The sequence below is a fragment of the Stutzerimonas stutzeri genome (assembly GCF_051028275.1).
Classification (GTDB): domain Bacteria; phylum Pseudomonadota; class Gammaproteobacteria; order Pseudomonadales; family Pseudomonadaceae; genus Stutzerimonas; species Stutzerimonas stutzeri_AS.
Genome location: NZ_CP069269.1, coordinates 2301542 through 2327428, shown reverse-complemented (window position 1 = coordinate 2327428; position 25887 = coordinate 2301542). Strand labels below are relative to the sequence as shown.

The 25887-nt window shown below is 58.9% G+C and carries 20 protein-coding genes and 3 tRNA genes; 15 read left to right on the top strand and 8 right to left on the bottom strand.

The features are described from left to right. Positions 1–26: 26 nt before the first annotated feature. The gene (gene acnB / locus JQR87_RS10635) at positions 27–2636 is read right to left on the bottom strand and encodes a bifunctional aconitate hydratase 2/2-methylisocitrate dehydratase (protein WP_407297366.1); all 2610 of its coding nucleotides are present in this window, start codon (positions 2634–2636) and stop codon (positions 27–29) included. A gap of 401 nt (positions 2637–3037) precedes the next feature. Between acnB and JQR87_RS10630 the strand changes: the two genes are divergently transcribed. Beyond that, on the top strand, positions 3038–3505 hold the full coding sequence (locus JQR87_RS10630) for a DUF1289 domain-containing protein (protein ID WP_407297368.1): 468 nt from the start codon (positions 3038–3040) through the stop codon (positions 3503–3505). Positions 3506–3554: 49 nt separating this feature from the next. On the opposite strand, the gene JQR87_RS10625 is transcribed toward JQR87_RS10630, so the two are convergent. Beyond that, the gene (locus tag JQR87_RS10625; RefSeq protein ID WP_407297369.1) at positions 3555–4418 is read right to left on the bottom strand and encodes a universal stress protein; all 864 of its coding nucleotides are present in this window, start codon (positions 4416–4418) and stop codon (positions 3555–3557) included. A 174-nt stretch (positions 4419–4592) separates the two neighbouring features. On the opposite strand from JQR87_RS10625, the gene JQR87_RS10620 reads away from it, so the two are divergent. After that, positions 4593–5198 carry a tRNA-(ms[2]io[6]A)-hydroxylase gene (locus JQR87_RS10620; RefSeq protein WP_407297371.1) on the top strand — a complete coding sequence of 202 codons (606 nt, stop codon included), beginning with the start codon at positions 4593–4595 and terminating at the stop codon, positions 5196–5198. A 4-nt stretch (positions 5199–5202) separates the two neighbouring features. On the opposite strand, the gene lpxH is transcribed toward JQR87_RS10620, so the two are convergent. After that, positions 5203–5925 carry a UDP-2,3-diacylglucosamine diphosphatase gene (gene lpxH, locus JQR87_RS10615; RefSeq protein ID WP_407297373.1) on the bottom strand — a complete coding sequence of 241 codons (723 nt, stop codon included), beginning with the start codon at positions 5923–5925 and terminating at the stop codon, positions 5203–5205. Between the two features lie 5 nt (positions 5926–5930). Next, positions 5931–6425 (bottom strand): peptidylprolyl isomerase, encoded by a 495-nt coding sequence (locus JQR87_RS10610; protein WP_407297375.1) that lies wholly within the window; start codon positions 6423–6425, stop codon positions 5931–5933. Between the two features lie 328 nt (positions 6426–6753). Between JQR87_RS10610 and JQR87_RS10605 the strand changes: the two genes are divergently transcribed. Together JQR87_RS10605 and cysS are read left to right on the top strand one after the other, a co-directional pair. Then, complete coding sequence (locus JQR87_RS10605) at positions 6754–8424, top strand: glutamine--tRNA ligase/YqeY domain fusion protein (RefSeq protein ID WP_407297377.1); 1671 nt, start codon at positions 6754–6756, stop codon at positions 8422–8424. Further along, positions 8424–9809, top strand: a complete 1386-nt coding sequence (cysS, locus tag JQR87_RS10600; RefSeq protein ID WP_407297379.1) for a cysteine--tRNA ligase — start codon at positions 8424–8426, stop codon at positions 9807–9809. The genes JQR87_RS10605 and cysS overlap by 1 nt, the downstream gene beginning before the upstream one ends. Before the next feature lie 147 nt (positions 9810–9956). Here the strand turns inward: cysS and JQR87_RS10595 are convergent, their stop codons facing one another. After that, the gene (locus JQR87_RS10595) at positions 9957–11831 is read right to left on the bottom strand and encodes a sigma-54-dependent Fis family transcriptional regulator (protein WP_407297381.1); all 1875 of its coding nucleotides are present in this window, start codon (positions 11829–11831) and stop codon (positions 9957–9959) included. Positions 11832–12052: 221 nt separating this feature from the next. On the opposite strand from JQR87_RS10595, the gene JQR87_RS10590 reads away from it, so the two are divergent. From JQR87_RS10590 to JQR87_RS10565, 6 genes are read left to right on the top strand one after another with little or no spacing between them, the layout of a single operon-like run. After that, complete coding sequence (locus JQR87_RS10590) at positions 12053–13135, top strand: ABC transporter ATP-binding protein (RefSeq protein WP_407297383.1); 1083 nt, start codon at positions 12053–12055, stop codon at positions 13133–13135. An 11-nt stretch (positions 13136–13146) separates the two neighbouring features. Beyond that, positions 13147–14244, top strand: a complete 1098-nt coding sequence (locus JQR87_RS10585; RefSeq protein WP_407297384.1) for an ABC transporter ATP-binding protein — start codon at positions 13147–13149, stop codon at positions 14242–14244. Further along, a complete protein-coding gene (locus tag JQR87_RS10580) occupies positions 14241–15104 on the top strand; it encodes a carbohydrate ABC transporter permease (protein ID WP_407297386.1) in 864 nt (287 codons plus the stop codon). Before JQR87_RS10585 ends, JQR87_RS10580 begins: the two co-directional genes overlap by 4 nt. Before the next feature lie 10 nt (positions 15105–15114). Continuing rightward, positions 15115–15915 carry a carbohydrate ABC transporter permease gene (locus JQR87_RS10575; RefSeq protein WP_407297755.1) on the top strand — a complete coding sequence of 267 codons (801 nt, stop codon included), beginning with the start codon at positions 15115–15117 and terminating at the stop codon, positions 15913–15915. A gap of 10 nt (positions 15916–15925) precedes the next feature. Then, positions 15926–16198, top strand: coding sequence for a DUF2160 domain-containing protein (locus tag JQR87_RS10570; protein ID WP_407297388.1), 273 nt, complete (start codon positions 15926–15928; stop codon positions 16196–16198). Between the two features lie 41 nt (positions 16199–16239). Continuing rightward, positions 16240–17979: an ABC transporter substrate-binding protein gene (locus JQR87_RS10565; protein WP_407297389.1), complete on the top strand. Its 1740-nt coding sequence runs from the start codon at positions 16240–16242 to the stop codon at positions 17977–17979. A gap of 83 nt (positions 17980–18062) precedes the next feature. On the opposite strand, the gene folD is transcribed toward JQR87_RS10565, so the two are convergent. Beyond that, positions 18063–18917 carry a bifunctional methylenetetrahydrofolate dehydrogenase/methenyltetrahydrofolate cyclohydrolase FolD gene (gene folD, locus JQR87_RS10560; RefSeq protein WP_407297391.1) on the bottom strand — a complete coding sequence of 285 codons (855 nt, stop codon included), beginning with the start codon at positions 18915–18917 and terminating at the stop codon, positions 18063–18065. Between the two features lie 269 nt (positions 18918–19186). Between folD and JQR87_RS10555 the strand changes: the two genes are divergently transcribed. From JQR87_RS10555 to JQR87_RS10545, 3 genes are all read left to right on the top strand, one after another. Continuing rightward, a tRNA-Arg gene (locus JQR87_RS10555) sits at positions 19187–19263 on the top strand. Positions 19264–19293: 30 nt separating this feature from the next. After that, positions 19294–19369 (top strand) — tRNA-His (locus JQR87_RS10550). 46 nt (positions 19370–19415) lie between these two features. Next, positions 19416–19500 (top strand) — tRNA-Leu (locus JQR87_RS10545). A gap of 946 nt (positions 19501–20446) precedes the next feature. On the opposite strand, the gene JQR87_RS10540 is transcribed toward JQR87_RS10545, so the two are convergent. Continuing rightward, positions 20447–21496, bottom strand: a complete 1050-nt coding sequence (locus JQR87_RS10540; RefSeq protein WP_407297393.1) for a hypothetical protein — start codon at positions 21494–21496, stop codon at positions 20447–20449. A gap of 119 nt (positions 21497–21615) precedes the next feature. On the opposite strand from JQR87_RS10540, the gene JQR87_RS10535 reads away from it, so the two are divergent. Both JQR87_RS10535 and JQR87_RS10530 read left to right on the top strand, forming a co-directional pair. Further along, the gene (locus tag JQR87_RS10535) at positions 21616–22194 is read left to right on the top strand and encodes a hypothetical protein (RefSeq protein ID WP_407297394.1); all 579 of its coding nucleotides are present in this window, start codon (positions 21616–21618) and stop codon (positions 22192–22194) included. A gap of 241 nt (positions 22195–22435) precedes the next feature. Then, positions 22436–24349, top strand: coding sequence for a sigma-54-dependent Fis family transcriptional regulator (locus JQR87_RS10530; RefSeq protein ID WP_407297396.1), 1914 nt, complete (start codon positions 22436–22438; stop codon positions 24347–24349). A gap of 98 nt (positions 24350–24447) precedes the next feature. Here the strand turns inward: JQR87_RS10530 and aldA are convergent, their stop codons facing one another. Further along, on the bottom strand, positions 24448–25884 hold the full coding sequence (aldA, locus tag JQR87_RS10525) for an aldehyde dehydrogenase (protein ID WP_407297398.1): 1437 nt from the start codon (positions 25882–25884) through the stop codon (positions 24448–24450). Between the last annotated feature and the right edge of the window lie 3 nt (positions 25885–25887).

The window sequence follows — 25887 nt, the reverse complement described above, 5'->3', positions numbered from 1 at the left end:
GAGAGGCGGGCTAGTTCATTGCTTCCTCAAACCGCAACCACATCGATCTTGGCCTTGGCCGCAGACTCGCGGAACTCGGCAATTTGATCGAAGCTCAGGTAACGGTATACGTCAGCTGCCATGGTGTCGATCTGAGCGGCATAAACCATGTATTCCTCTACGGTCGGCAGGCGACCCAGAATCGAGGCTACGGATGCCAGCTCAGCTGACGCCAGGTACACGTTCGTCGCGTCACCGAGGCGGTTCGGGAAGTTGCGGGTCGACGTAGAGACCACGGTCGAGCCTGTTTCTACGCGGGCCTGGTTGCCCATGCAGAGCGAGCAGCCCGGCATTTCCAGGCGGGCACCGGCGCGGCTGTAGATGCCGTAGTAGCCTTCCTCGGTCAGCTGATGCTGGTCCATCTTCGTTGGCGGCGACAGCCACAGGCGAGTGGGCAGAGAGCCTTCAACCTTGTCGAGCAGCTTGCCAGCAGCGCGGAAGTGACCGATGTTGGTCATGCACGAACCGATAAAGACTTCATCGATCTTCTCACCCTGAACGCTTGAGAGCAGGCGAGCATCGTCCGGATCGTTCGGTGCGCAGAGAACCGGCTCGGTGACTTCGGACAGGTCGATTTCGATGATTTCGGCGTACTCGGCATCCGCATCGGCAGCCAGCAGCTCCGGCTTGGCCAGCCAGGCTTCCATGGCCTGCGCGCGGCGCTCCAGTGTACGAGCATCGCCATAGCCTTCGCTGATCATCCAGCGCAGCAGGGTGATGTTCGACTGCAGGTACTCGGCGATTGCGGCTTCTGGCAGCTTGATGGTGCAGCCCGCTGCAGAGCGCTCTGCTGAGGCGTCGGACAGCTCGAAGGCTTGCTCAACGGTCAGGTCGTTCAGGCCTTCGATCTCGAGAATACGGCCAGAGAAGATGTTCTTCTTGCCCTTCTTCTCGACGGTCAGCAGACCCTTCTGGATGGCGTAGTAGGGGATCGCATGAACCAGGTCGCGCAGCGTGATACCAGGCTGCATCTTGCCCTTGAAGCGAACCAGTACCGATTCCGGCATATCCAGCGGCATGACACCAGTAGCAGCTGCGAACGCGACCAGACCGGAGCCGGCTGGGAAGGAGATGCCCATTGGGAAGCGGGTATGCGAGTCACCACCGGTACCGACGGTATCGGGCAGCAGCATACGGTTGAGCCAGCTATGGATGATGCCGTCACCCGGACGCAGAGAAACACCACCGCGGGTCATGATGAAATCTGGCAGGGTGTGGTGCGTAGTGACGTCGATCGGCTTCGGATAGGCTGCGGTGTGGCAGAAGGACTGCATCACTAGATCGGCGGAGAAGCCGAGGCAAGCCAGGTCTTTCAGCTCGTCGCGGGTCATCGGGCCAGTGGTGTCCTGGGAACCGACGGTGGTCATCTTCGGTTCGCAATAGGTGCCCGGGCGGACGCCTTTGCCTTCCGGCAGACCGCAGGCGCGACCGACCATCTTCTGCGCAAGGGTAAAGCCTTTGTTGCTCTCGGCAGGTGCTTCCGGCTTTTTGAACAGATCGGATGGGCCCATGCCTAGTTCGGCGCGCGCCTTCTCGGTCAGGCCACGACCAATGATCAGTGGGATACGGCCGCCGGCGCGGACTTCGTCGAGCAGAACGTCAGTCTTCAGCTGGAAGGTGGTAACCAGCTCATCGCTACCGTGACGGCGAACTTCGCCTTTGTACGGGTAGACGTCGATCACGTCGCCCATTGCCAGGTCCGAGCAATCGAACTCGATCGGCAATGCGCCGGCATCTTCCATGGTGTTGTAGAAGATTGGAGCGATCTTTGTACCGAAGCAGAAGCCACCAGCGCGCTTGTTGGGCACGTTCGGGATGTCATCGCCGAAGAACCAGAGTACCGAGTTGGTAGCCGATTTACGCGAAGAACCAGTACCCACTACGTCGCCCACATAGGCCACTGGGAAGCCCTTGGCCGCCAGCTCTTCCATCTGCTTGAGCGGGCCAACCGAGCCAGGAACGTCGGGGTTGATGCCGTCGCGAGCCATTTTCAGCATCGCCAGGGCGTGCAGGGGGATGTCCGGGCGCGACCAGGCGTCGGGTGCGGGTGACAGGTCGTCGGTGTTGGTTTCGCCAGGCACCTTGAACACGGTCAGGGTGACCTTTTCGGCAACCGGTGCGCGATTCTTGAACCATTCGCCTTCAGCCCAGGACTGGAGGACGGCTTTCGCGTTGGCATTGCCTGCCTTGGCTTTTTCTGCGACGTCATGGAATGCATCGAACATCAGCAGGGTGTGCTTCAGCTGCTTTGCAGTGGTGTCAGACAATTCCGGGTCATCGAGCAGTTCGACCAGCGTGACGATGTTGTAGCCGCCCTGCATGGTGCCTAGCAGTTCAACAGCGTGCTGCTTGCTGATCAGCGGGGAGGAGGCTTCGCCCTTGGCGACAGCTGCCAAGAAGCCAGCCTTGACGTAGGCTGCTTCGTCGACGCCCGCTGGAACGCGGTTGGTGATCAGGTCGAGGAGGAATTGCTCTTCGCCGGCCGGCGGGTTTTTCAGAAGCTCGACCAGGCCTGCGGTCTGCTCGGCGTTAAGCGGCTGGGGCACGACGCCCTGGGCGGCACGCTCTTCTACGTGTTTGCGATAGGCTTCAAGCACAGTTATATACCCTCATCATTGGTCCCCTGGATGTTTCGGGACGCGCATCCGGAAGCTGTTTTCAAAGTTTTACGCCGGTGGGATAGCGGATGCGCAGGAGAGAGGGATCTGCGCATCCGTTGAAGACCGGTTAACTGTGCTCGTGACGCTTTGAAAACAGCTTCTTACGGATTGTGTCGCCTAAAACGGCGGAGCGAGTCTACTGGAAAGGCCTTGGAAAGTTAAGCGAAAGCCCAGTCACAGCTGACCTAAGTCCTTTTGCCGGTAAGTCCCCGCCCGCAGCTGAGCCCCTTATGCTGCGGGCTTCGGCGCAGGTGTTTGGATGCTCACACGGATTGTTGAGTGACCCGGCTTGGACAAAAGTCTAAGATGAGCCGCTGTTCTTTGGCCCGTCGTCTGTCATGTCCAATCAGCGAATCAAAACACCTTGCGTAGGCCTTTGCTCGACCGTTTATGGCGATCTGGTATGCCGTGGTTGCAAGCGCTTTCATCACGAGGTCGTGAACTGGAACGGCTACAGCGAAGAGGGAAAGCGCTCGGTCTGGCACCGCCTGGAGGTGCTGCTCGCGCAGGTGATGGCGGCGAAGCTGGAGGTTTTCGACGCGCCATTACTACGGCATCAGCTGGAAAGTCGACAGATTCGTTTTGTGGCGGACCAGTCACCATACTGCTGGGCTTATCAGCTGATTGCTCGGGGCGCGCGGGTGATTCAGCAGCTCGAAGCATATGGGGTGGTCCTGCTGCCGGAATTTCGCGATTGGACCTTGCCTGAGCTGCGCGATGCGATCGATCGGGAATTCTTTCTCCTGTCCGAAGCTCACTATCAGCGTTATATCGCGCCTCGCTTTCTTGAAGATATGGAGCAGTAGTGTCCTGCCAACGCGGACCTCGGGGCCGAGTTCCCAGCGCTCGTTGACATCAGCGCCGAGCGACAAGCTCCTCCAGATGGTCAATGATGTCGTCTGGCTTGAGGACCAACACATCGCTTTCGAGCGTGTCGAGCACTACCTCGGCGGTGTTTCCCATCAAGGCGCCGGATAGCCCCGTCCGAGCGACGGTGCCGATAACTGTGACGACGGCTCGGAGCTGATGGCAAGCGCGAGGGATCAGCACGTCCGCTGGGCCTTCTTCGATGTGAAGTTGAGCATCAGGGATATCGAACTCGGCCTGGAACTGCCGGCAGGCGTTGCGGTATCGCGCCTCGATGGTTTCGTTCAACTGAAACGCTGGGTCAGCAGTGGATAGCATTGCCGACGGGTGGGCGCTGATGATGTGTAGTGTGCCGCTCGCAAGCGAAGCGATCTGGTAGCCGTGACTGACTATGCTGGCGTGCAGCGTGCGGTGCTCTATGTCTGCATTGCCTACGTCTACAGCGGCCAGGATATTGCCGCCGGTCCATGGTGCTTCGGTTTTGACCATAAGCACTGGGCAAGGGCAGTAACGAAGGAGTTTCCAATCTTCAGGCGTCAGCAGGGCGCGCTTCACCGGATTTTCAGCAATATGCTGCTTTATCACCAATCCACAGCCTTCCGACTGTTGAACCGTGACGATGGTTTGGTGCAGGTTTTCATGCCATGCCTGCTGAGTGCTCACGACATGGCCGTGATCCTCGAGGTCCGCACGCAGACGTTCAAGGTAGCTGCTGTGATCCTGTTTGGTATCGCATACCAGCACGTGCAACCGGGACTGGCTGACACTGGAAATCAATCGTGCTCTCTTCAGCGCAAGATTTTCTGAACGTTTCGGATCGACTACCACGAGGATGGTGCGAATGGCTTGCATGATCGGCTCCGTTTGCATGATTGGCTGCGTTCAATATAGGCACGGGCGTCTTGCCGGCCACTGATCCATAGCAAGCTGCACTGGCCCTCTGGTCGCGGGCTCGTATAATGCGCGGCGGCCGAATGCATTCGTGCTTGTCGTCGCTCTCTTTCCCTCATGAAATCTCAAGACCTCATGCTCCCCGAACTGAATGAATTTCTTGGCTGTGCGACACCTTCGGCATGGGTCGACGTTGCGCTGCTGAACCAGGATGTGATGCTGATCGATCACGGCAACTGTGAGAAGAAAGCCGCTGGCACCGCTTTCCAGCTGATGTTTCGCTACGTCGACTTGCCGGATCTGCAAAACAAGATGTCGCGTCTGGCCAGAGAGGAGCTACGTCACTTCGAGCAAGTGCTCTCGGTCATCCGCAAGCGTGAGATCAGTCTTCGCAACATCGGCTCATCCCGCTATGCCGCTGGGCTGCGTGAATTGGTACGCAACCGTGAGCCTTACCGACTCACCGATACCCTGGTGATCGGTGCGTTTATCGAGGCACGTTCGTGCGAACGTTTCGCCATGCTGGTACCGCATCTGGATGATGAGCTCGGACGCTTCTACCACGGGCTCTTGAAGTCAGAGGCACGTCACTTTCAGGACTATCTCAAGCTGGCGTTTCAATATGGGGAGGCAGCGGATATCGAGGCGACGATCATCCGGGTGCGTGAACGTGAGCGCGAGCTGATCGAAAGCCCGGACAGTGAATTTCGCTTTCACAGCGGCGTACCGAGCGCCTCCTGACGGATCAGTTCAGCTCGAACGGAGCCTGGTGGAAACCAGAGTCGTCGACCTGCAATGCCCAGCCCTGGCGATCCCAATCACCCAGCACGATGCGCGTGGCGGGTTGACCATCAATCTGCATTGAATGGGTTGCGGGCCGGTGGGTGTGGCCATGGACCAACAAGCGAACCTTATGGCGTTGCATGACCCTCAGGACTTCGTCTGGCGTTACGTCGACGATGTCGCTGGCTTTCATGCGTGTCTCTTCTTTGCTGCTTGACCGTAGTTTCTGTGCCAGCTTCTGACGCTTGGCGAGCGGGAGATTATGAAGAATGAACAGGCTTACCGGGTTACGCAGCCAGCGGCGTAACCGCATGTAGCCCTCGTCACGTGTGCACAGGCTATCACCATGCATAAGCAGCACACGTTCTTTACCGAACTGCGCCACATGCGGATCAGCGAGCAGCGTGCACCCAGCCTCGCGGCAGAACGCCTTGCCTATCATGAAGTCGCGGTTGCCATGCATCAGGAATACGCGTGTTCCATGCTCAGCCAGATTTCTCAATGCGTGCGCTATCTCGTGCTGGAAGGGGGTCATGCCATCATCGCCTACCCATACCTCGAAGAAATCGCCGAGGATGTAAAACGCTTCTGCGCGTGTCGCACGAGTCTCGAGAAAATGAAGAAACGCCCGGGTGATGTCCGGGCGTTTTTCTTCAAGGTGCAGGTCGGAGATCAGCAGGATCAATGCAGTTACTCGACGATTTCGGCTTTCTCGATCACCACATCTTCCACCGGAACGTCCTGGTGGCCCGACTTCATCGTGGTGGGCACGCCCTTGATCTTCTCGACCACGTCCATGCCTTCGACCACTTCACCGAACACTGCGTAACCCCAGCCTTGAACGGTTGGTGCTGTGTGGTCGAGGAAATCGTTGTCTTTGACGTTGATGAAAAACTGAGCGGACGCTGAATGCGGCTCCATGGTGCGTGCCATGGCCAGTGTTCCGGTCTTGTTGGAAAGCCCGTTGTTGGCCTCATTCTTGATCTGGCCGCGCGTGGCTTTCTGCTTCATGCCTGGCTCGAAGCCACCACCCTGGATCATGAAGTTGCTGATGACCCGGTGAAAGACAGTGCCGTCATAGTGACCGCTTTTCACGTATTCCTTGAAGTTTGCGACGGTTTCCGGCGCTTTGTCTTCAAATAGATTGACTGTGATTACGCCGTGGTTGGTGTGCAATTTGATCATTGAAAGCCTTCCTGTGATGGCGGGGAACCGCATCGGCATCGCTGACGGCGCGGTAATTGAATTTTGACCGCTGCAGAGCGATACGGCAGGCGCATTACTCTGTCAGGGGGTTGACGGGTCCGCTATGATAGGCGCTTTGATTTGGCCGGCCTACCCTGCGAGAGGTTTACAAGTTACTGCGCTCGGCTATGCCGCGTTGAAACCAGTCTCAAAATGCTCATGTATTAACTGTACATTCCGTTTTTCGACTGGTTTCGCCTCGCCTGGCCATCGCTCACTATTTTGTAAGCCTCTCTGAGCCGCACACTCGCAGATCGTTAAGGACACCATGAGCAAGCCTGAGACTACCGCAGCCACCAATTTTCTCCGCCCGATCGTCCAGGCCGACCTGGAATCAGGTAAGCATGCCAGGATCGTCACGCGCTTTCCGCCTGAGCCCAACGGTTATCTGCACATCGGCCACGCCAAATCGATCTGCCTGAACTTCGGCCTGGCCAAGGAGTTTGGCGGTGAGTGCAATCTTCGCTTCGATGACACCAACCCGGCGAAAGAAGACCAGGAATACATCGATGCGATCAAAAGCGATGTTCAGTGGCTTGGCTTTGAGTGGGCAGGGGAGGAGCGGTATGCCTCCAACTATTTTCCGCAGCTGCATGACTGGGCCATCGAGCTGATCAAGGCTGGGAAGGCTTACGTCTGCGACCTGACCCCCGAGCAGGCCCGAGAGTACCGCGGCAGCCTGACCGAACCAGGCAAGAACAGTCCGTTCCGCGATCGTTCGGTCGACGAAAACCTGGATCTGTTCGCGAGGATGAAAGCTGGTGAGTTTCCCGATGGCGCAAAGGCACTCCGCGCCAAGATCGACATGGCCTCGCCGAACATGAACCTGCGCGATCCGATTCTCTATCGGATTCGCCATGCGCATCACCACCAGACTGGCAACGAGTGGTGCATCTACCCGAGCTACGACTTCACGCACGGCCAGTCGGATGCCATCGAAGGCGTTACTCACTCGATCTGTACCCTTGAATTCGAAGACCACCGCCCGCTCTACGAGTGGTTCCTGGAGCACCTTCCGGTTCCGGCACGTCCGCGCCAGTACGAATTCGCGCGTCTCAACCTGAATTACACCATCACCAGCAAGCGCAAGCTCAAGCAGCTGGTGGATGAAAAGCACGTTATTGGCTGGGATGACCCGCGCATGTCGACGCTCAGCGGATATCGCCGTCGCGGCTACACGCCGGCTTCTATCCGCACGTTCTGCGACATGATCGGCGTCAATCGTGCCGGCGGTGTGGTGGACGTGGGAATGCTGGAGTTCGCCATTCGCGAGGATCTGGATGCCAACGCGCCGCGCGCCATGTGCGTTCTCAAGCCTCTGAAAGTGGTCATCACCAATTATCCCGCGGAGCAGACGGAGATGCTCGAACTGCCTCGTCATCCGAAGCAGGACATGGGCGTACGTCAGCTGCCGTTCTCACGTGAAATCTACATCGACGCTACCGATTTTGAAGAGGTTCCGCCGGCCGGGTTCAAGCGCCTGATACCCGGCGGCGAAGTGCGTCTGCGTGGCAGCTATGTGGTCCGTGCCGATGAAGCGGTCAAGGACGAGCACGGCAACATTGTCGAGCTGCGCTGTTCCTACGACGAAAATACGCTGGGCAAGAACCCGGAGGGTCGCAAGGTCAAAGGCGTCATTCACTGGGTTCCGGCTGCCGAAAGCGTCGAATGCGAGGTGCGTTTGTACGACCGGCTGTTCCGCTCGGCCAACCCCGAAAAGGACGAAGATGGTGGCAGCTTCCTGGACAACATCAATCCAGAGTCACTGGTAGTGCTAAAGGGCTGCCGCGCCGAGCCATCGTTGGCCTCTGCTGAAGCAGAGGATCGCTTCCAGTTCGAGCGCGAAGGCTATTTCTGCGTCGACCGCAAAGACAGCCAGCCGGATGCGCTGGTGTTCAACCGTACCGTGACGCTGCGTGATTCCTGGGGAGGCCAGTAATGGCGCTGGAGATCTACAACACGCTGAGTAAAACCAAGGAGCCGCTCAAGCCTCTGATCGGTAATCAGGTGCGCATGTACGTTTGCGGCATGACGGTCTATGACTTCTGCCATATCGGTCACGCACGGGTCATGGTGGCGTTCGACGTCGTATCGCGCTGGTTGCGCCAACGGGGCTACGAGCTCACCTACGTGCGTAACATTACCGACATCGATGACAAGATCATCCGCCGCGCCCAGGAGAACGGTGAGACGTTCGAGGCCTTGACCGGGCGCATGATTGCTGCGATGCATGAGGACGAGGCACGGCTCAACGTGCTGCGGCCGGACATCGAGCCGCGCGCCACGGATCACATCGCCGGTATGCACCAAATGATCCAGACGCTGATCGACAAGGGTTTTGCCTACGCGCCGGGCAACGGCGACGTGTACTACCGAGTCGGAAGGTTCGCCGGCTACGGCAAGCTTTCGCGTCGCAAGATCGAAGACCTCAAAATCGGCGCTCGCATCGAGGTTGACGAGGCTAAAGAGGACCCGCTGGATTTCGTGCTCTGGAAGGCTGCCAAGCCGGGCGAGCCGAGCTGGGAATCGCCGTGGGGAGCGGGGCGTCCGGGTTGGCATATCGAATGCTCGGTCATGTCCACCTGCTGCCTGGGTGAGACATTCGATATCCATGGCGGTGGTCCTGACTTGGTATTCCCGCATCACGAGAACGAGATCGCCCAGAGTGAAGCGGCAACCGGCAAGCAGTACGCGAATGCGTGGATGCATGCGGGTGCCGTTCGGGTCGACGGTGAGAAGATGTCCAAGTCGCTGGGCAACTTCTTCACGATTCGCGAGGTGCTGGAGAAATACCCGCCGGAAGTGGTGCGCTACCTGCTCGTATCGAGCCACTACCGCAGCCCGATTAATTATTCCGAAGACAGTCTGAAAGAAGCCAAGGGCGCCCTTGAGCGCTTCTATACCGCGCTCAGGGGCCTGCCGGAAGTGACTGCCCAGGGTGGCGATACATTCGTGGCCCGCTTCGGCGAGGCAATGGATGATGACTTCAATTCGCCCGAAGCCTGTGCGGTCCTGTTTGAAATGGTTCGCGAGATCAACCGCCTACGTGATACGGATTTGCCGCAAGCCGCTTGCCTGGCTGCACGGCTCAAAGAGCTGAGCAGCGCGCTCGGCATATTGCAGATGGACCCGGACGCCTTCTTGCAAGCCGGGGCCGAAGGCAAAGTTGATGCCGCCGAAGTGGAAGCGCTGATTGCTGCGCGCCTTCAGGCTCGCGCCGATAAGAATTGGGCGGAATCCGACCGGATTCGTGACCAGCTGACCGCCATGGGTGTTGTGCTTGAAGATGGAAAGGGCGGCACGACCTGGCGGCTTAGCGAATAGCGAGCACTGTCTGTCAAAGGCCACGCTTCAGGTCTTTCCAGCCTGAAGCGTGGCCTTTTTATTGGAGCCGGTATAATCCGCGATTGCTATGCCCCCCTGGCTAGACTGCTGGTACATCTTTGCGAAAGCCGGCTCGTTCCAGCGAGCTCAAGCCGGATAAAGCCCTTCGGCACGCAAGCGTTTATACAGGGTGTTTCGGCTTACACCGAGATGCCGGGCCAAGTGCGATACGTTACCGTGACAGGCCTCGAATTGGGCCTTGAGCGGCCCATCTCCAGGCGAAGGGAATGGCAACGTCTTACCTGCCGCTACTTCATATGCCTCGATGTCGTCGTGGGGTGCCAGCCCACCGCTTGCATCCGCGATGAAATCTCCTGGCAGATGCTCCAGTCGGATTGGGTGGTCCTGTGCCAGGGCCAATGCGACCTGCATGACGCTGCTCAATTGGCGGACGTTACCTGGCCAAGGGTGAGCCTCAAACAGTCGCAGCACTTCCGAACTTAGTCCGGCCCACTGCTGAGGTTCTCGGTGCTGCTCCCAGACCTGCTGGAAAAGGGCATGCTTGTCGGAACGGGCTCTAAGCGGCGGCAACTCGATGTTAAGGCCACTGACCCGGTAGAACAGGTCCTGACGGAAACGACCACGCTCTACTTCCTGCCGTAGCGAACGGTTGGTCGCGCAAATCAATCGAAAGTCGACTCGATAGGGCTCACCACCCCCCAGCGGCTGTACGCTGCGCTCCTGCAAGACGCGCAACAGACGGGCCTGCAAGCCCAGCGGCATTTCCCCGATTTCGTCGAGAAACAGCACCCCACCGTCCGCTTTGCGAATGAGGCCAAGGCTGCCTTTGTGGTGTGCGCCGGTGAAGGCGCCTTTCTCGTAGCCGAAGAGTTCGGATTCGATCAACTCGCTGGGAATCGCTGCACAATTCACAGCGATCAACGGGGCGTTCGATCGGGAGCTTGCGGCGTGCAACGCCTTGACCAGCACCTCTTTGCCAACCCCTGTTTCGCCGCTCACTAGAACCGGAATGTCCTTCTCCAGCATGAGTTGAGCCTGGCGAATAACTTTGCGGACCTGCGGGTCGCCTCGATCGATGCGTGTTAAGTCAATGGCGAGTTTCGGCTTGGTCGCTGCCGTCCGACAGTCACGGGGCTGGATACGTGGCTTCTGCGGGCGTCGAACCAGTCCATGAAAGCGGTGATTTCCGGTGGTCCGCAGGAGCAAGGGCTGATCTTCCGGATGACTGAGCAGCTGCTGCAGCGGGACGTCAAACAATCCCTCAATGCTGCTCTGGGTAAATGCCACACCAAGCAGATTGTCTGCGCGCCGATTGGCTGAAACGATCAGCCCGGACTCGTCAAAAACCAACAAACCGGCCCACTGGCTATCGAGATTGTCCTGGCCTGTATTGAACGTGAGTTGGAAATAGTCGTCGCGTAGGAGGTTGAGGATCAGCCTGTTTTCTACCGATTGGCTCATCATCTTGACCATGCCCAGCGTATGAGAGGGTGGCAGGTAGCTGTCGCTGGAGACGTCGAGCACAGCGATCAGCTGGCGTTGCGCGTCGTAAATGGGCGAGGCTGCGCCGGACAGATAGCGGTTGGCCTTGAGGTAATGCTCGTCGCGTTGGATATGCACGGCCTGCCCGCTGGCCAGTGCAGTGCCAATCGCGTTGGTTCCGGTGTCTCGTTCCATCCAGCTGGCGCCCGGCTTGAATCCGCGCAGCTGCGCGGGCTCGACGAATCGTCGGTCACCCCAGGATTCGAGCAACTGACCGGCACTGTCCGCCAGCAGGATCAGGCAGCTCGAATTCGAAAGGATGTTTTCGTAGTAAGGAAGTACTTCGCGCTGCGTTGTCTGGACCAGGTTGCGTTGGCGTTCCAGCAATTCCTTCACGACCTTCTCCGGTGGGTCGCCGAAGCTGGGGATGCTGAGCGGGTTCAGTCCGTAACGTTCGCAACGGCTCCAGGAGCCTTCTACCAAGGCCTGATGCGAGATGAGCGGGGCTGGGCTTGGCATGTAGCCTCTCTATCGCTGCACATTATTGTAGTTCTGGTGCTTTTCGTGGTCGGTGCCATGAACAGTCTTGTTCATTTTTGTTCACTGTCAATGTTCAGTACTGTTCATTTTGAACACTTAACAACAGCGGCCTGTTGCTGCGGCCCACGTGCTAGAGCGATCTAGCGAAGCTGGCACGGTTATCGCTCAGCATCCTTCCATAACAACTAGAAGGATGCGGCATGTCCCTCACCCTGGAACACGTCACCAAGACCGTCGATGGCCAGCTGCATATCGACGACGCCAGCCTCAGTTTCGAACCCGGCTCGTTCAATGTACTGATCGGTCGGACCCTGTCAGGCAAGACCTCGCTGATGCGGCTCATGGCGGGTCTCGACAAGCCGACTCGGGGCCGCGTTTTGATGAACGGCACCGATGTAACCGGGGTGCCAGTGCGCAAGCGCAACGTGTCAATGGTGTACCAGCAGTTCATCAACTACCCGACGCTGACCGTTTACGAGAACGTCGCCTCACCGTTGCGACAGGCCGGTGTCGGTAACGCGGAGATAGAGCGCAAGGTGCGTGAAACCGCCGAGATGTTGCACATTGAAGCCCTGCTGCAAAAACATCCGCTGGAACTCTCTGGGGGACAGCAGCAACGTACTGCAATGGCTCGGGCTTTGGTCAAGGACGCAGATCTGGTCCTGTTCGACGAGCCGCTGGTCAACCTCGATTACAAATTGCGCGAAGAGCTCCGCCAGGAAATGCGTGAGCTGTTCAAAACTCGCCGCAGCATCGCTGTATACGCGACCACCGAGCCGAACGAAGCGTTGGCGCTAGGCGGAACAGTAACCGTCCTGCATGAGGGCCGGGTGATACAGAGCGGGCCGACGCCCGAGGTCTATCACCGCCCCAGCCAAGTGCTCAGTGCCGAGTTGTTCTCGGAGCCGCCCATCAATCTGTTGCACGGGCGAATCGCCGCGAATGAAGTCAGTTTCCGCGACTGCATGCATTTCCCGCTCAACACCGATCTGAGTGGATTGGACAAAGGCGAGTATCGATTCGGGATTCGGCCTAGTCATATCGGTCTGGTGCCGTCCAACGACGATGACCTGGAAGTCTCGGGCCTTGTCGAGCTGGCAGAAATCAGCGGCTCGGAAACCTTTCTACACGTGCGCAATGAACACCTCAGCCTGGTTCTGCACCTGCAGGGCGTTCACGAGTATCACGTCGATTCGGCAATCCGCGTCTACATTCCGACCCACAAATTATTCGTTTTCGATGCCTCTGGCCGGCTGGCCCAGGCGCCGGTTCGACGTGCCTGAGGGGCATCGTAATGGCAGAAATTCGTTTGCAGAATCTTGCGCACAGCTATAACAGCCAGCCGCACGGCCCTGCCGATTATGCGATCCGTGAGATGGACCATGTGTGGGAGCAGGGAGGTGCTTACGCGCTGCTGGGTCCTTCTGGGTGTGGCAAGTCGACCCTGCTCAACATCATTTCGGGATTGCTTAGCCCGTCCGAGGGCGAGGTGCTGTTCGATACCCGCAAGGTGAACACGCTGACGCCGGAGCAACGCAATATCGCCCAGGTTTTTCAGTTCCCTGTCGTCTACGACACCATGACCGTCTTCGACAACCTGGCCTTCCCGCTGCGCAATCAAGGCATCGCTGAGGCGCGGATTACCAGCAAGGTGCATGAAATTGCCGAGGTGCTCGACCTCCATCCGCTGCTCAAACGAAAGGCTCACAACCTGACCGCCGACGAGAAGCAGAAGGTTTCCATGGGCCGTGGACTCGTGAGGGACGACGTGTCGGCCATCCTTTTCGACGAACCGCTTACCGTTATCGATCCTCACCTCAAATGGAAGCTGCGGCGCAAGCTCAAGCAGATCCATGAGCAGTTCAACATCACCATGATCTACGTCACGCATGACCAGCTGGAGGCCTCGACCTTCGCTGACAAGATTGCGGTGATGTATGGCGGCCAGATCGTCCAGTTCGGCACGCCGCGCGAATTATTCGAGCGGCCACAGCACACCTTTGTTGGTTATTTCGTGGGCAGCCCGGGGATGAATCTGATCGAGGTCGATGCCCTGGAAGGCGGGGTCGTATTCGGTGATCTGCGTCTGCCGCTACCCGGTGCGCTGGCTGCACGGCTGCCGGGATTGGCCGCAAGTCGTCTGCAGATTGGCATCAGGCCTGAGTTTGTTCAGGTCAGCGAAGAGCCGGGCGCGGGCGGGATGCAGGCCGAGACAGTTCGAGTCGAGGACCTGGGCACGTACAAGATTCTCACGCTTCGCCTCCAAGGCCACCTGATCAAGGCGCGCGTACCTGAGGATCAATCGATCCCGGAAGGGGAAGCCTGGGTGGGCTTTCCGGCGCAGTGGCTGATGCTCTATGCCGACGATCGACTGGTGGAGGAGCTGCGATGATCAAGACCCATGACAACCGTGCCTGGTGGCTGGTCCTGCCGGTTTTTCTGCTCGTCGCCTTTAGTGCCATCCTGCCGATGATGACTGTGGTGAACTATTCCGTGCAGGACATCTTCGACGCTTCGACGCGGTTCTTCGTTGGGGCGGACTGGTACCGGCAGATCCTCCACGATCCACGGCTGCACGATTCACTGGTGCGGCAGTTCATCTTCTCAGGCTGCGTACTGTTGATCGAGGTCCCGCTTGGGATCGCGGTTGCGCTGGCGATGCCGACCCGTGGCCGCTGGGCATCGCTATGCCTGATTGTGATGGCGATACCGCTGTTGATTCCATGGAACGTCGTGGGAACCATCTGGCAGATCTTTGGGCGTGCGGATATTGGCTTGCTGGGTTACAGCCTCCGCGAGCTGGGCATCAGCTACAACTACGCATCGAACACACGCGACGCCTGGCTGACCGTACTGGTAATGGACGTCTGGCACTGGACCTCATTGGTCGCGTTGCTGTGCTACTCGGGCCTGCGGGCCATCCCGGACGCCTATTACCAGGCGGCTCGCATCGACAGGGCATCGAGCTGGGCTGTGTTCCGCTATATACAGCTGCCAAAGCTCAAGAGCGTGCTGCTGATCGCCGTGATGCTGCGCTTCATGGACAGCTTCATGATCTATACCGAGCCCTTCGTGCTTACCGGTGGCGGGCCGGGCAATGCGACGACCTTCCTCAGCCAGACCCTGACCAAGATGGCGGTCGGCCAGTTCGATTTAGGCCCGGCGGCAGCGTTCTCGCTGATCTACTTCCTGATCATTCTGCTGGTGTCCTGGTTGTTCTACACGGCCATGACCCATGGCGATCAAAAATGAGGGTCCGCTGATGAACCTGCGCAAGCGAGTGGTGCTGATCGCCTACATCTTGTTCCTGATGGTGCCGATCTATTGGCTGGTCAACATGTCTTTCAAGAGCAATACGGAGATTCTTGGTGGGCTGACGCTCTGGCCGCAGGGATTCACGCTGGATAACTACAAGGTCATCTTTACCGACCGAAGCTGGTACAGCGGGTACATCAATTCGCTGTATTACGTGTGCCTTAACACAATCATTTCGCTGGCAGTCGCGCTACCGGCCGCCTACGCCTTTTCCCGGTTTCGGTTTCTCGGTGACAAACACCTATTCTTCTGGCTGCTGACCAATCGGATGGCGCCACCGGCGGTTTTTCTGTTGCCGTTCTTTCAGCTGTACTCATCGATCGGGTTGTTCGACACTCATATCGCGGTGGCGCTCGCGCACTGCCTGTTCAACGTGCCGTTGGCTGTCTGGATTCTCGAAGGGTTCATGTCCGGTGTGCCCAAGGAAATCGACGAAACGGCGTATATTGACGGCTATAGCTTTCCGAAATTCTTCGTGAAGCTTTTCATTCCGCTGATTGGTTCGGGCATTGGCGTCACGGCGTTCTTCTGCTTCATGTTTTCCTGGGTCGAGCTGCTGCTGGCGCGCACGCTGACTTCGGTTGATGCCAAGCCGATTGTTTCGGTGATGACACGAACCGTCTCGGCATCGGGAATTGACTGGGGCGTTTTGGCTGCCGCCGGTGTGCTGACGATTCTGCCCGGCATGCTGGTCATCTGGTTCGTCCGCAATCACGTCGCCAAGGGCTTCGCTCTGGGCCGGGTATAGGAGACCGCAGATGAATTGGATGGCCTGGACAACCCCGACCGCGGCGTTTTTCGCAGTGATTGGATTGATGCTGGCGTTGATGAGTGCGTGGGAGCTGTGGCGTCCCTGCCTGCCGCGCAAAGGCTTTCTGCCTATCGTCACTACGCGGGGCGATCGGTTGTTTATCGGACTGCTGGGCAGCGCCTACTGGCATCTTTTGCTGATAGGGCTGACCGATTGGAGCATCTGGATAGCGTCCGCGCTGTCTCTCGTCTGGTTGTTTGCAGTGATGCGCTGGGGTTGAGCCGTTGGTTCATCCCTCCGAAAAACCCAAAGGAGGTGTTTATGTTCGAGAATAAAAACAACACCCGACATGGCATGGCGCTCGCGGCCCTGCTGACATTGTCCGGCATTCCAGGATCTGCGTGGGCTGATGCCTATGAAGACGCGGCGAAGAAATGGATCGAGTCGGAATTCAACCCCTCGACCCTGTCGCCTGAAGAGCAAATGGAGGAGCTGCGCTGGTTCATCAAGGCGGCCGAGCCGTTCCGCGGCATGGAAATCAACGTAGCCTCGGAAACCATCACCACGCATGAATATGAGTCCAAGACCCTGGCGCGTGCCTTCAGCGAGATTACCGGTATCAAGCTGCGGCACGACCTGATGCAAGAGGGCGATGTCGTCGAGAAACTGCAGACGCAGATGCAATCGGGAAAGAACATCTACGACGGTTACATCAACGATTCCGATCTCATCGGCACCCACTTCCGTTATGGCAAGGCGGTCGCTATCAGCGACATGATGAAGGGCGAAGCCAAGGATTACACGCTGCCGACGCTCGATCTGGACGACTTCATTGGTATCTCCTTCACTACGGGGCCCGACGGCAAGATCTACCAGCTGCCCGTTCAGCAATTTGCCAATCTGTACTGGTTTCGTGCTGACTGGTTCGAACGGCCCGAGCTGAAGAAGCAATTCAAAGAGCGTTACGGCTATGAGCTCGGCGTCCCGGTTAACTGGTCCGCTTATGAGGATATTGCCGAGTTCTTCAGCAAACACGTCAAGGAAATCGACGGTCAGCGGGTCTATGGGCACATGGACTACGGCAAGAAGGATCCATCGCTTGGCTGGCGCTTCACCGATGCATGGTTCTCCATGGCGGGCGCTGGCGATAAAGGGCTTCCAAATGGCTTGCCTGTAGACGAGTGGGGGATCCGTGTCGAGGACTGTCATCCGGTTGGCTCGAGCGTTGCGCGTGGTGGCGCCACCAACGGGCCGGCCGCAGTGTATGCAACGCAGAAATATGTCGACTGGATGCGCGAGTACGCGCCGCGCGAAGCCCAGGGAATGACCTTTTCTGAGTCGGGCCCAGTTCCGGCGCAAGGCAACATCGCCCAGCAGATTTTCTGGTACACCGCGTTCACGGCTGACATGACCAAGCCGGGCCTACCTGTGGTCAACGAAGACGGCACGCCGAAGTGGCGGATGGCACCATCGCCCAAGGGCCCGTACTGGGAGGAGGGCATGAAGCTCGGCTATCAGGATGCTGGGGCTTGGACCTTCCTCGACTCGACCCCTGAGCAGCGCCGTCTGGCTGCGTGGCTATACGCGCAATTCACCGTGGCCAAAACCGTCTCGCTAAAGAAGACGCTGGTGGGGCTGACGCCGATCCGTGAGTCCGACATCAATTCAGACGCCATGACCGAGGCAGCGCCGAAACTGGGTGGCCTGGTAGAGTTTTACCGCAGCCCAGCCCGCGTACAGTGGACGCCGACCGGAACCAACGTGCCGGACTATCCACGTCTCGCGCAGCTCTGGTGGCAGTACATCGCCGAAGCGGCCAGCGGGGATAAGACGGCGCAGGAGGCGCTGGATGGGCTCGCCGAAGCGCAGGACACGATGATGGCGCGATTGGAGCGCGCCAAGGTGCAGCCGAAGTGCGGGCCAAAGCTGAACGAGCCGCGTGATCCGGAATACTGGCTGAGTCAGCCCGGGGCACCCAAGCCCAAGCTGGAGAATGAAAAACCACAGGGGCAGACCGTCAGCTATAACGAACTGATCAAGTCCTGGGAGCAGGCGAGGTAGCTAGGCTGTACCGATAAACGAAACGGCACCCGAGGGTGCCGTTTTGCTCATGCCCGTTGCCTTAGGCGCAGGCGATGCGTGCGTTAATCGTGCAGGTGTTCAGCGGCATGTAGCGTGTTTTCCAGCAGACAAGCCCGGGTCATCGGCCCAACCCCGCCAGGCACTGGAGTTATCCAGCCGGCGCGTTCCACTGCCACATCGAACTCGACATCACCGACGAGTTTGCCGTCGGCTTGGCGATTGATGCCCACGTCGATCACGATGGCGCCTTCTTTGATCCATTCTCCCTTGACCAGACCGGTGATGCCCGTCGCGACCACGATCAGGTCAGCGCGTTTGACGTGGTCAGCCAAATCATGGGTAAAACGGTGCGTAACGGTAGTGGTGCAGCCTGCCAGTAGCAGTTCAAGCGCCATCGGCCGACCCACGATGTTGGAAGCGCCTACGACAACCGCGTTGAGGCCATGCAGGTCGACGCCGGTGCTTTCGAGCAATGCCATGATGCCCTTCGGCGTACAGGGACGGAGCAACGGCATACGCTGGGCAAGCCGGCCGACGTTATAGGGATGGAAACCATCCACGTCCTTGTCCGGGCGAATGCGCTCGAGCAGCAGCGATGCGTCCAGATGCTTGGGCAACGGCAGCTGTACGAGAATGCCATCGATCGAGGGGTCTTCGTTAAGCTGATCGATCAGTCCCAAAAGCTCTTCCTGGCTGGTCGATGCAGGCAAGTCATGAGCGGTGGAGATGATGCCCACTTCCTCGCAGTCCTTGCGCTTATGAGCCACATAGACTTGGGAGGCCGGGTCGGTGCCCACCAGGATAACCGCCAGGCCTGGTACTCGCAGGCCCTGCTGGGATCGCTCTGTCACTCTGTTGGCGATCTGCTGGCGGACATCTGCAGCGATCTTTTTACCGTCGATCAGTTTTGCGGTCATGACGCGTGATTAACCATCGAGAAGGATTGAAAGAGGACGCGCATTCTCGCACGACGGCACCATTCGGCAAAGGCGAGGCAGGGGAGGAATCCTGTAACTCCTTTACCAGGCTGAAATTTTTTCAGTTTTGTTGTTGACGAGCTGTAGGCAGACCATTAAGATTCGCCCCGCTTGTCGAGCACAGCTTGCTGCTGGGTAAGACGGCTTTTGAAGGCCGGTCCTTCATAGCCGGAGCTTGAAGTCTGCGCTCTGATCGAATGCAGGTAAAAGCGCCCGTAGCTCAGCTGGATAGAGCATCCGCCTTCTAAGCGGATGGTCGCAGGTTCGAGTCCTGCCGGGTGCGCCATTCCGGTTTGGTACAAGCAAAAGCGATATGGTGGGCGTAGCTCAGTTGGTAGAGCACAGGATTGTGGCTCCTGCGGTCGTGGGTTCGAACCCCATCGTCCACCCCATATTCCGAACCGCCAGGCACAGCCTGGCGTTTTCGTTTAGAAGTTTGCGGACGTGGTGAAATTGGTAGACACACCAGATTTAGGTTCTGGCGCCGCAAGGTGTGAGAGTTCGAGTCTCTCCGTCCGCACCATCACATGATTTCCTGACCTCTCATGAGGACTCGGAAATCCATGAAAGCCCCGTAATAGGGGCTTTTTTGTGCCCGGTGACTACCAGCTAGTCCCAGGAGCTACCGTTCCAGTGAGGGTCATGGCGTACTAAAGTGCACCAAGCGAAAGTAACCGACGTCCTTGGACACACGGCGCTTGCAGACACAGCAATGAGTAAGACAGGCAAAGCCGGCGCACAAGGACTATACAATCAGCGGCAGCAACGGGCTGGCGTTACTAGTGCACCGCAACGGTAGCAGGTCCAGACATTCCGTTACAGCCACCGAGCAAGAAAGGAAAGTTGTCGTTAAGCATTTGTCTCTAGCTTCGCTGACGTGCGCGCTTTCCAACTTCTTTCTGCTGACGAGGCTTTCAATAGACCTGACTTCTCCTGCCGAGCATCAGAGACGCGGCGTCGCCGACTAGACGTGCCGACTACGGTCCAGCGCCTGTTGCTGCCCCTCCAGAAGACCGGGCGGGCATCGGTGGGCGCGACTATTTTCTCTTCGCCAACGCCGCGAAGCGTTTGCCGAAGCCGGCCATGCGGCCTTCGGCTGCGACTGTGGCTTGCGCTGGTTGGATGCGACTCCCGGGCACATTCGCGGCGTCAGGCTTTCGCTCGAGATAATAGTTTTGAACAGCACCAAACTGCTTGCTTTGGCTACAACGCCGCGCGCAGCTCCAGCTCTTGAGGCCGCATACGCGTGCGTAGTAAGCACTGTCAAAAGGTTGTTAGCCATCAGTCTTTGGAGCAATCTGATAGCTAATCTGCGCGTGGACGATGGTGTAGCCATCTTGCGAAGGCAGGTAGGTTCTGTCCCCTTAAGCTCGACATCCCGCCCAGAGGGGTGCGGTATCGGCCAAGAGGCTCTGCTTGATGACTCGGATATGTGCTGTCGCCGGACCCGCCGCCGAGGCGCCTGCCTTCTAGTCCTTCCAGCAATTTACGAAGCGCTTACAGACGTCGTAGCGACGATCCAGATCCGCCATTCGGGAGAAGTGGCTCGAAAGGCTTTCCTTAAGGATCTGCTTTTCCAGGCCATGGTAGTAGTTCAGCATTGCATTGTTCTGTAGTAGCGATAGGCTCAGGTCCGTTGCGTTGGTATCGGGCACTAGCTTACGCAACTCATCGGTGTCTAGCTGGCCAAGGCGATGCCGGTACTCATTCTTGTAGCGCTGCAAGGCGTCGCTCTTCAGGTTGTCAACGTCCGCGGCGAACTTCGCAACCTGGCTGCGGTATTCTTCCCAATAAGCTGCGGGGAGGCTGTATTGCATCTGCTGCTTGCGCTCCTCGATTGTTTTTTCTCGCAGCGCCAAACGATCCGCTTCGGCGACACTTTCCGGCTTGGGCTGCATTTCCTCGATCATGCTCGACTCGATGATCTTGTCGATCATGGCTGTACGTTGAGGAGTCTCCGGTTGGGGTTTGGTCCGTTTCGGAAACAATCCGTTGCTTCCATCGCACCCAGCCAGGCCTCTGTACACGACCGGAACGGGTAGGCGAGCCACTTGGCCATCGACCTGGTTCAAGCTGGCAAGGGACACGCGGCATCGGTTGCCGTCGCCGTTGAAGGTGATCTCGTATTCCGAACCGCTGCGCGGAGTCAGGTTGAATCCATTGCCGCAAACGGTGCTTGTATCTTGTGAGTTCAAATGCAAATACAGCTCCCGGCCAGCCGGGATGCTGATCTCCAGGTAGGCATCGGCACTGGCTGGCGGCTCAACGGCCATGCCGACACGTCGTCCGGAGTTCGGTACGAATAAATTATTAAGTATCCCGGTGGTGCGCCCGTCGCAGTGCTTTTCGTCGAACACACCGAGCGTCGCACTGCTGAGGTCGCTAATAAAACGGAGCTTGGCTGCGTCGGGCTCGGTTGAATCCGTATATGTGCCTTGGATACTGCATCCACCGACCATAAGTGCTACCACAGCGACGAATATCGCGCCTGAGGTGCGCAGTAGGGCAAACTTACACATGTGAGGGCCATCCTTGAGGTACAACTGCCTAGGCGGCTTATCGTAATTAATCCCCCTGCCTTGGTCCAGTTTATGGGCTTAACGAAGCAGGCTGCTTTCAATCAGATCTTGAGGTTCCGATGTCTAACAGACGTGCCCTACTGGCCGTGTTTGCCGTTTCGCTAATAACTGCTTGTGCTCCCATGCCGACGGAGATGCAACTGGATTCGCCGGTATCGTCCTCTAAGAATTCCGGTATGGTTGTCGGCGCGCTGGTGGGAGGAGGCCCTTATGGCACCTATCTGGAATTTCGCCATCTCGCTACCGGCAAAGTCTACGGCTGGGGCGCCAAGGACTATTACTCGGCGTGGTTGCCCGCCGGCGAATATGAAGTGAGCCAACTGGGCGCACGCCAGGGTGTCATGGGGCCGTACAGCGCTCCGTTGCACTTCGACGTGGAGCAGGGCTCAATCAATTATCTGGGGGAGATGATCTATGGCTGCCGGCCGCCTTCGCGACCGGCCGCGCTTTATGGAGTGAAATACTGCGGCTTCCTTGCCTTAGGCACCTGCACGGTCTCATACCCTTCGGTTGGGATTTGCGTCGTCGATAGAAAAGAACAGGCCGTACGAACTTTTCTTATTCAACACCCTGACTATGCTTCCATGCCAGTACGCCCGGCGGTAATGTCGTCGGGCGAGATGCGGGGCAGTCGGTAGAAGGTTGCCTGGACACCAATCCTCTTACCATTAGGTGTGCCGCGCAGCCCAACACGTCTTCACTTGAGCAGAAAACCTTACTAGCGTCAGCGACTAACCGCATCTTCAAGCTCTGCTGGTGCATCTCCGGCAGGTGAGCAGCCGTCGGTGAGCGGCCGTGCTAGGCTTGCTTTTGGCTGTGCCCTCAGCCGATACGAACAATTACGCATGGCCCGACTCGGCGCCTTGTTTGGAGTACTGCATGATCGCGAATTCGCCATCAGAGCTTCCAACCGAACTCTCTGCATTCGTCGCTACGCACTTCGCCGGCCGTGAAGCCCATCCGGATCGGCTGATTGCGGAATCCTGGTACCGCAGCGTTTATGAGCACGGGCTCGATCCCGCTCAACGTGCCTCTCATACTCAGCTTGAGCAACACGAGATCCGTCTGCATCAAGAGGAGCACCAGGACTTTCTGGTCGTTGCGAGTCAGGGCATGGAAGGGTTATCACGGCGTCTGAACCCGGCGGGGTTTGCGGTGCTGCTCAGTGATCGTCGAGGTATCACGCTCGACGCGCGGCTACCCGGTCGGCACAGCCCCTACGCAAACTCGGGGTTGGTAGCCGGCAGTTGCTGGGACGAATCGCTGGTAGGGACCAACGGCATCGGTACGGGACTGGCCGCCTGCCAGCCGCTGATCATCCACCGGGACGAACATTTTCTCAGCAGCAACGCGGTGCTGAGTTGCTCGGTGGCGCCGCTGTTCGACGCCCAGGGTGCTTTGCTGGGATGTCTTAATGCCTCGTGTCTGAACAGCGGCGGGCCGAAACAGGCGCAGTATCTGACGCTCCAGTTGGTGAGCCTGTACGCGCGACTTATCGAAAACGCGAGTTTCCGCCAGCGCTATGCCAGTTGCGCCATGCTGACCCTGGGCGGCGATGCTGGCGACCTGGGCAATGAGCGTTTGGTGGCCCTTGATGCGAATGGCCTGGTCCTCGGAGCCAACCGCGCGGCTTTTGTGGCGGCCGGCCAAGAGCGCGCGCTGCTGGGGACGGCGGTTCAGGATGTCCTGTCCATGTCACTCGATGAGCTGATCACCTTGACTCATGGAGGTCAGCGTAGCGCGATTCTGCGGCTGGCCGGTGGGCCGGGGTTGGAGGTCACGCTGCGTATGCCGGCCACCGCCCCTCGGCGCGCCAGGAACGAGCGCGGCTCGCGTGTCGTTTCGACAGAGCCATCGCTTGATCAATTGGCAGGGGAGGATCCTGGCCTGCAACGCTCCGTCCTGACGCTGCGGCGTGTGCTCGATCGCGACATTGCACTGTTGCTAACGGGCGAGACGGGCACCGGCAAGGAAGCGTTTGCACGGGCGATCCATCAGGCCAGCGTGCGCGCCGGTGGACCTTTCGTGGCGCTAAATTGTGCGGCGATCCCGGAGTCACTGATCGAGAGCGAGCTGTTCGGCTATCGCGCCGGTACCTTTACCGGTGCCAGCCGACAGGGGATGAAGGGCAAGCTGGAACAGGCCAATGGCGGGACGCTGTTCCTCGATGAGATTGGCGACATGCCGGCGCATCTGCAGACGCGGTTGCTGCGGGTGCTGGCCGAGCGGGAGCTGGTGCCGCTCGGCGCGGCAACCCCGGTGTCGCTTAACGTGCAGCTGGTGTGTGCGACGCACCGCGACCTGCCAGCCATGGTAGAGGCGGGCGACTTCCGTGAGGACCTGTACTACCGCCTCAACGGGCTGACGGTCAGGCTGCCTGCCCTGCGCGATCGGGCGGATCGCGCGGGGCTTATCCGTCGCGTTCTGCAACGTGAGGCCGGGGCCGAGCATGTCGAGCTCACCGCCGAGGCAATGGAGCGTTTGGCCGCTTACGGCTGGCCGGGCAATGTGCGCCAGCTGATCAATGTGCTGCGCTGCGCGGTCGCGCTGGCCGATGACGGGATGATCGGGCTCGATTGCCTGCCGCCGGAGGTTATGTCGGTGCGCGTCGATCAGTCGACAGTGAGGAAGTCGCTGGAGACGACCCGAGACGCTGCCGAAGCGGCCCATCTGCAAGCGACACTTGAGCAGCACGGCGGCAACGTCACGTCGGCCGCCCGCTCCCTTGGCATCAACCGCGCCACCTTTTATCGCAAGCTACACCGTTACGGCCTGACCGCGCGGCGCACGTAGGTCTCGCATGCGACTTGAAGTGTTCGGTGGGCCGGATGACCACTCGGCCGAATAGCAAGAACCCCGCCGCGGCGGGGTTCTTGTTCCTCTCAACTCACTCAGCTTTGCACATACACCGCATGGGTATGGGTGTACTCGTACAGGCCATGCTTGCCGTCCGCACCCCCGATACCGGATTTGCGCACCCCCGCGTGGAAGCCCTGCATCGCCTCGAAGTTCTCGCGGTTGATGTAGGTCTCTCCGAAGTCCAGGCCAGCGGCCGCCTTCAGCGCGGTTGACAGATCACGGGTGTAGATCGAGGAGGTCAGGCCGTACTCGCAGTCATTGGCCAGGGCGATGGCTTCGTCCAGGTCGTCGATGATCTGCACTGGCAGCACCGGACCGAAGACTTCCTTACGCATGATTTCCATGTCGTGGGTACAGTTGGCGAGCAGCGTCGGCTGGTAGTGGAAGCCCTTGCCCAGATCCGCCACCGCGCCACCGGTGACAAGCTGCGCGCCCTGGCTCTGGGCGGTACGGACCATCTGCTCGACCTTGCGTAGCCCGGCCTCGTTGATTAGCGGGCCCATCTCTACGTCCGCTTGGGCGATGGGATCGCCGTAGCGCGTCTCGGCCAGCGCGCCGGCGATGCGCTCGATGAACTGCTCAGCTACGCCGCGCTGCACATAGACACGCTCGGCGCAGTTGCAGACCTGACCGGTATTGATGATGCGGGATGCGCGAATCGCGGTGACGGCAAGGTCCAGGTCTGCATCGTTCATCACGATTGCCGGCGCCTTGCCGCCCAGCTCCAGGTTGAGTTTGGTGACGTTCTGCGCCGCGGCAGCCATGATCCGCTGGCCTGTGCCGACGCTGCCGGTAAAGCTGATCATGTCGATCTTGTCGCTGCTAGTCAGAGCGCTGCCGACGCCGGCGCCGCTGCCGCAGACCACGTTGAAAACGCCCTTGGGCAGGTCGGTCTCGGCCACCAGCTTGGCGAATTCGAAGCAGTTGTTGGGGGTCTCCTCGCTGGGCTTGATGACGATGGTGTTGCCGGTCACCAGTGCCGGCGCCATCTTCCGGGCAATCAGAAAGAACGGGAAGTTCCACGGCAGAATGCCCGCCACCACGCCCAGCGGCTTGCGAAACAAGAAGATGTTCTCGCCCGGTCGGTCGCTGGTGATGATCTCGCCTTCGATGCGGCGCGCCCACTCGGCCATGTAGTCGAGGTAGTCGGCGGTGAAGTTCACTTCCACCAGCGCCAGGCTCTGGACTTTGCCGCCTTCCTCGGTAATGACGCGGGCCAGGCGCTCGGCGTGCTGGCGGATCTTGCTGGCAATGGCGCGCAAGTAACCGGCGCGCTCGATGGCTGGCTTCTGGCTCCAGCCTTTCTGCGCGGCGCGGGCAGCGGCGATGGCGCGCTCGGCGGTCGCGGCGTCAGATTCGGGAACCTTGGAAAGCACCGCACCGTTCGCGGGATTGCGCACCTCGATAAGGTTGTCGCAGTCGACGAAGGCGCCGTCGATGTAGTTCTGGTAGGTGATTGCGTCAGTCATGTC

Coding starts and splice junctions, on each gene's coding strand:
- JQR87_RS10530 (WP_407297396.1), top strand. CDS start 22,436: ATGATCGCGAATTCGCCATCAGAGCTTCCAACCGAACTCTCTGCATTC.
- JQR87_RS10630 (WP_407297368.1), top strand. CDS start 3,038: ATGTCCAATCAGCGAATCAAAACACCTTGCGTAGGCCTTTGCTCGACC.
- JQR87_RS10585 (WP_407297384.1), top strand. CDS start 13,147: ATGGCAGAAATTCGTTTGCAGAATCTTGCGCACAGCTATAACAGCCAG.
- JQR87_RS10610 (WP_407297375.1), bottom strand. CDS start 6,425: ATGATCAAATTGCACACCAACCACGGCGTAATCACAGTCAATCTATTT.
- JQR87_RS10575 (WP_407297755.1), top strand. CDS start 15,115: ATGAACCTGCGCAAGCGAGTGGTGCTGATCGCCTACATCTTGTTCCTG.
- folD (WP_407297391.1), bottom strand. CDS start 18,917: ATGACCGCAAAACTGATCGACGGTAAAAAGATCGCTGCAGATGTCCGC.
- JQR87_RS10565 (WP_407297389.1), top strand. CDS start 16,240: ATGTTCGAGAATAAAAACAACACCCGACATGGCATGGCGCTCGCGGCC.
- JQR87_RS10620 (WP_407297371.1), top strand. CDS start 4,593: ATGCTCCCCGAACTGAATGAATTTCTTGGCTGTGCGACACCTTCGGCA.
- cysS (WP_407297379.1), top strand. CDS start 8,424: ATGGCGCTGGAGATCTACAACACGCTGAGTAAAACCAAGGAGCCGCTC.
- JQR87_RS10625 (WP_407297369.1), bottom strand. CDS start 4,418: ATGCAAGCCATTCGCACCATCCTCGTGGTAGTCGATCCGAAACGTTCA.
- JQR87_RS10535 (WP_407297394.1), top strand. CDS start 21,616: ATGTCTAACAGACGTGCCCTACTGGCCGTGTTTGCCGTTTCGCTAATA.
- JQR87_RS10570 (WP_407297388.1), top strand. CDS start 15,926: ATGAATTGGATGGCCTGGACAACCCCGACCGCGGCGTTTTTCGCAGTG.
- JQR87_RS10580 (WP_407297386.1), top strand. CDS start 14,241: ATGATCAAGACCCATGACAACCGTGCCTGGTGGCTGGTCCTGCCGGTT.
- JQR87_RS10540 (WP_407297393.1), bottom strand. CDS start 21,496: ATGTGTAAGTTTGCCCTACTGCGCACCTCAGGCGCGATATTCGTCGCT.
- JQR87_RS10595 (WP_407297381.1), bottom strand. CDS start 11,831: ATGCCAAGCCCAGCCCCGCTCATCTCGCATCAGGCCTTGGTAGAAGGC.
- JQR87_RS10590 (WP_407297383.1), top strand. CDS start 12,053: ATGTCCCTCACCCTGGAACACGTCACCAAGACCGTCGATGGCCAGCTG.
- aldA (WP_407297398.1), bottom strand. CDS start 25,884: ATGACTGACGCAATCACCTACCAGAACTACATCGACGGCGCCTTCGTC.
- JQR87_RS10605 (WP_407297377.1), top strand. CDS start 6,754: ATGAGCAAGCCTGAGACTACCGCAGCCACCAATTTTCTCCGCCCGATC.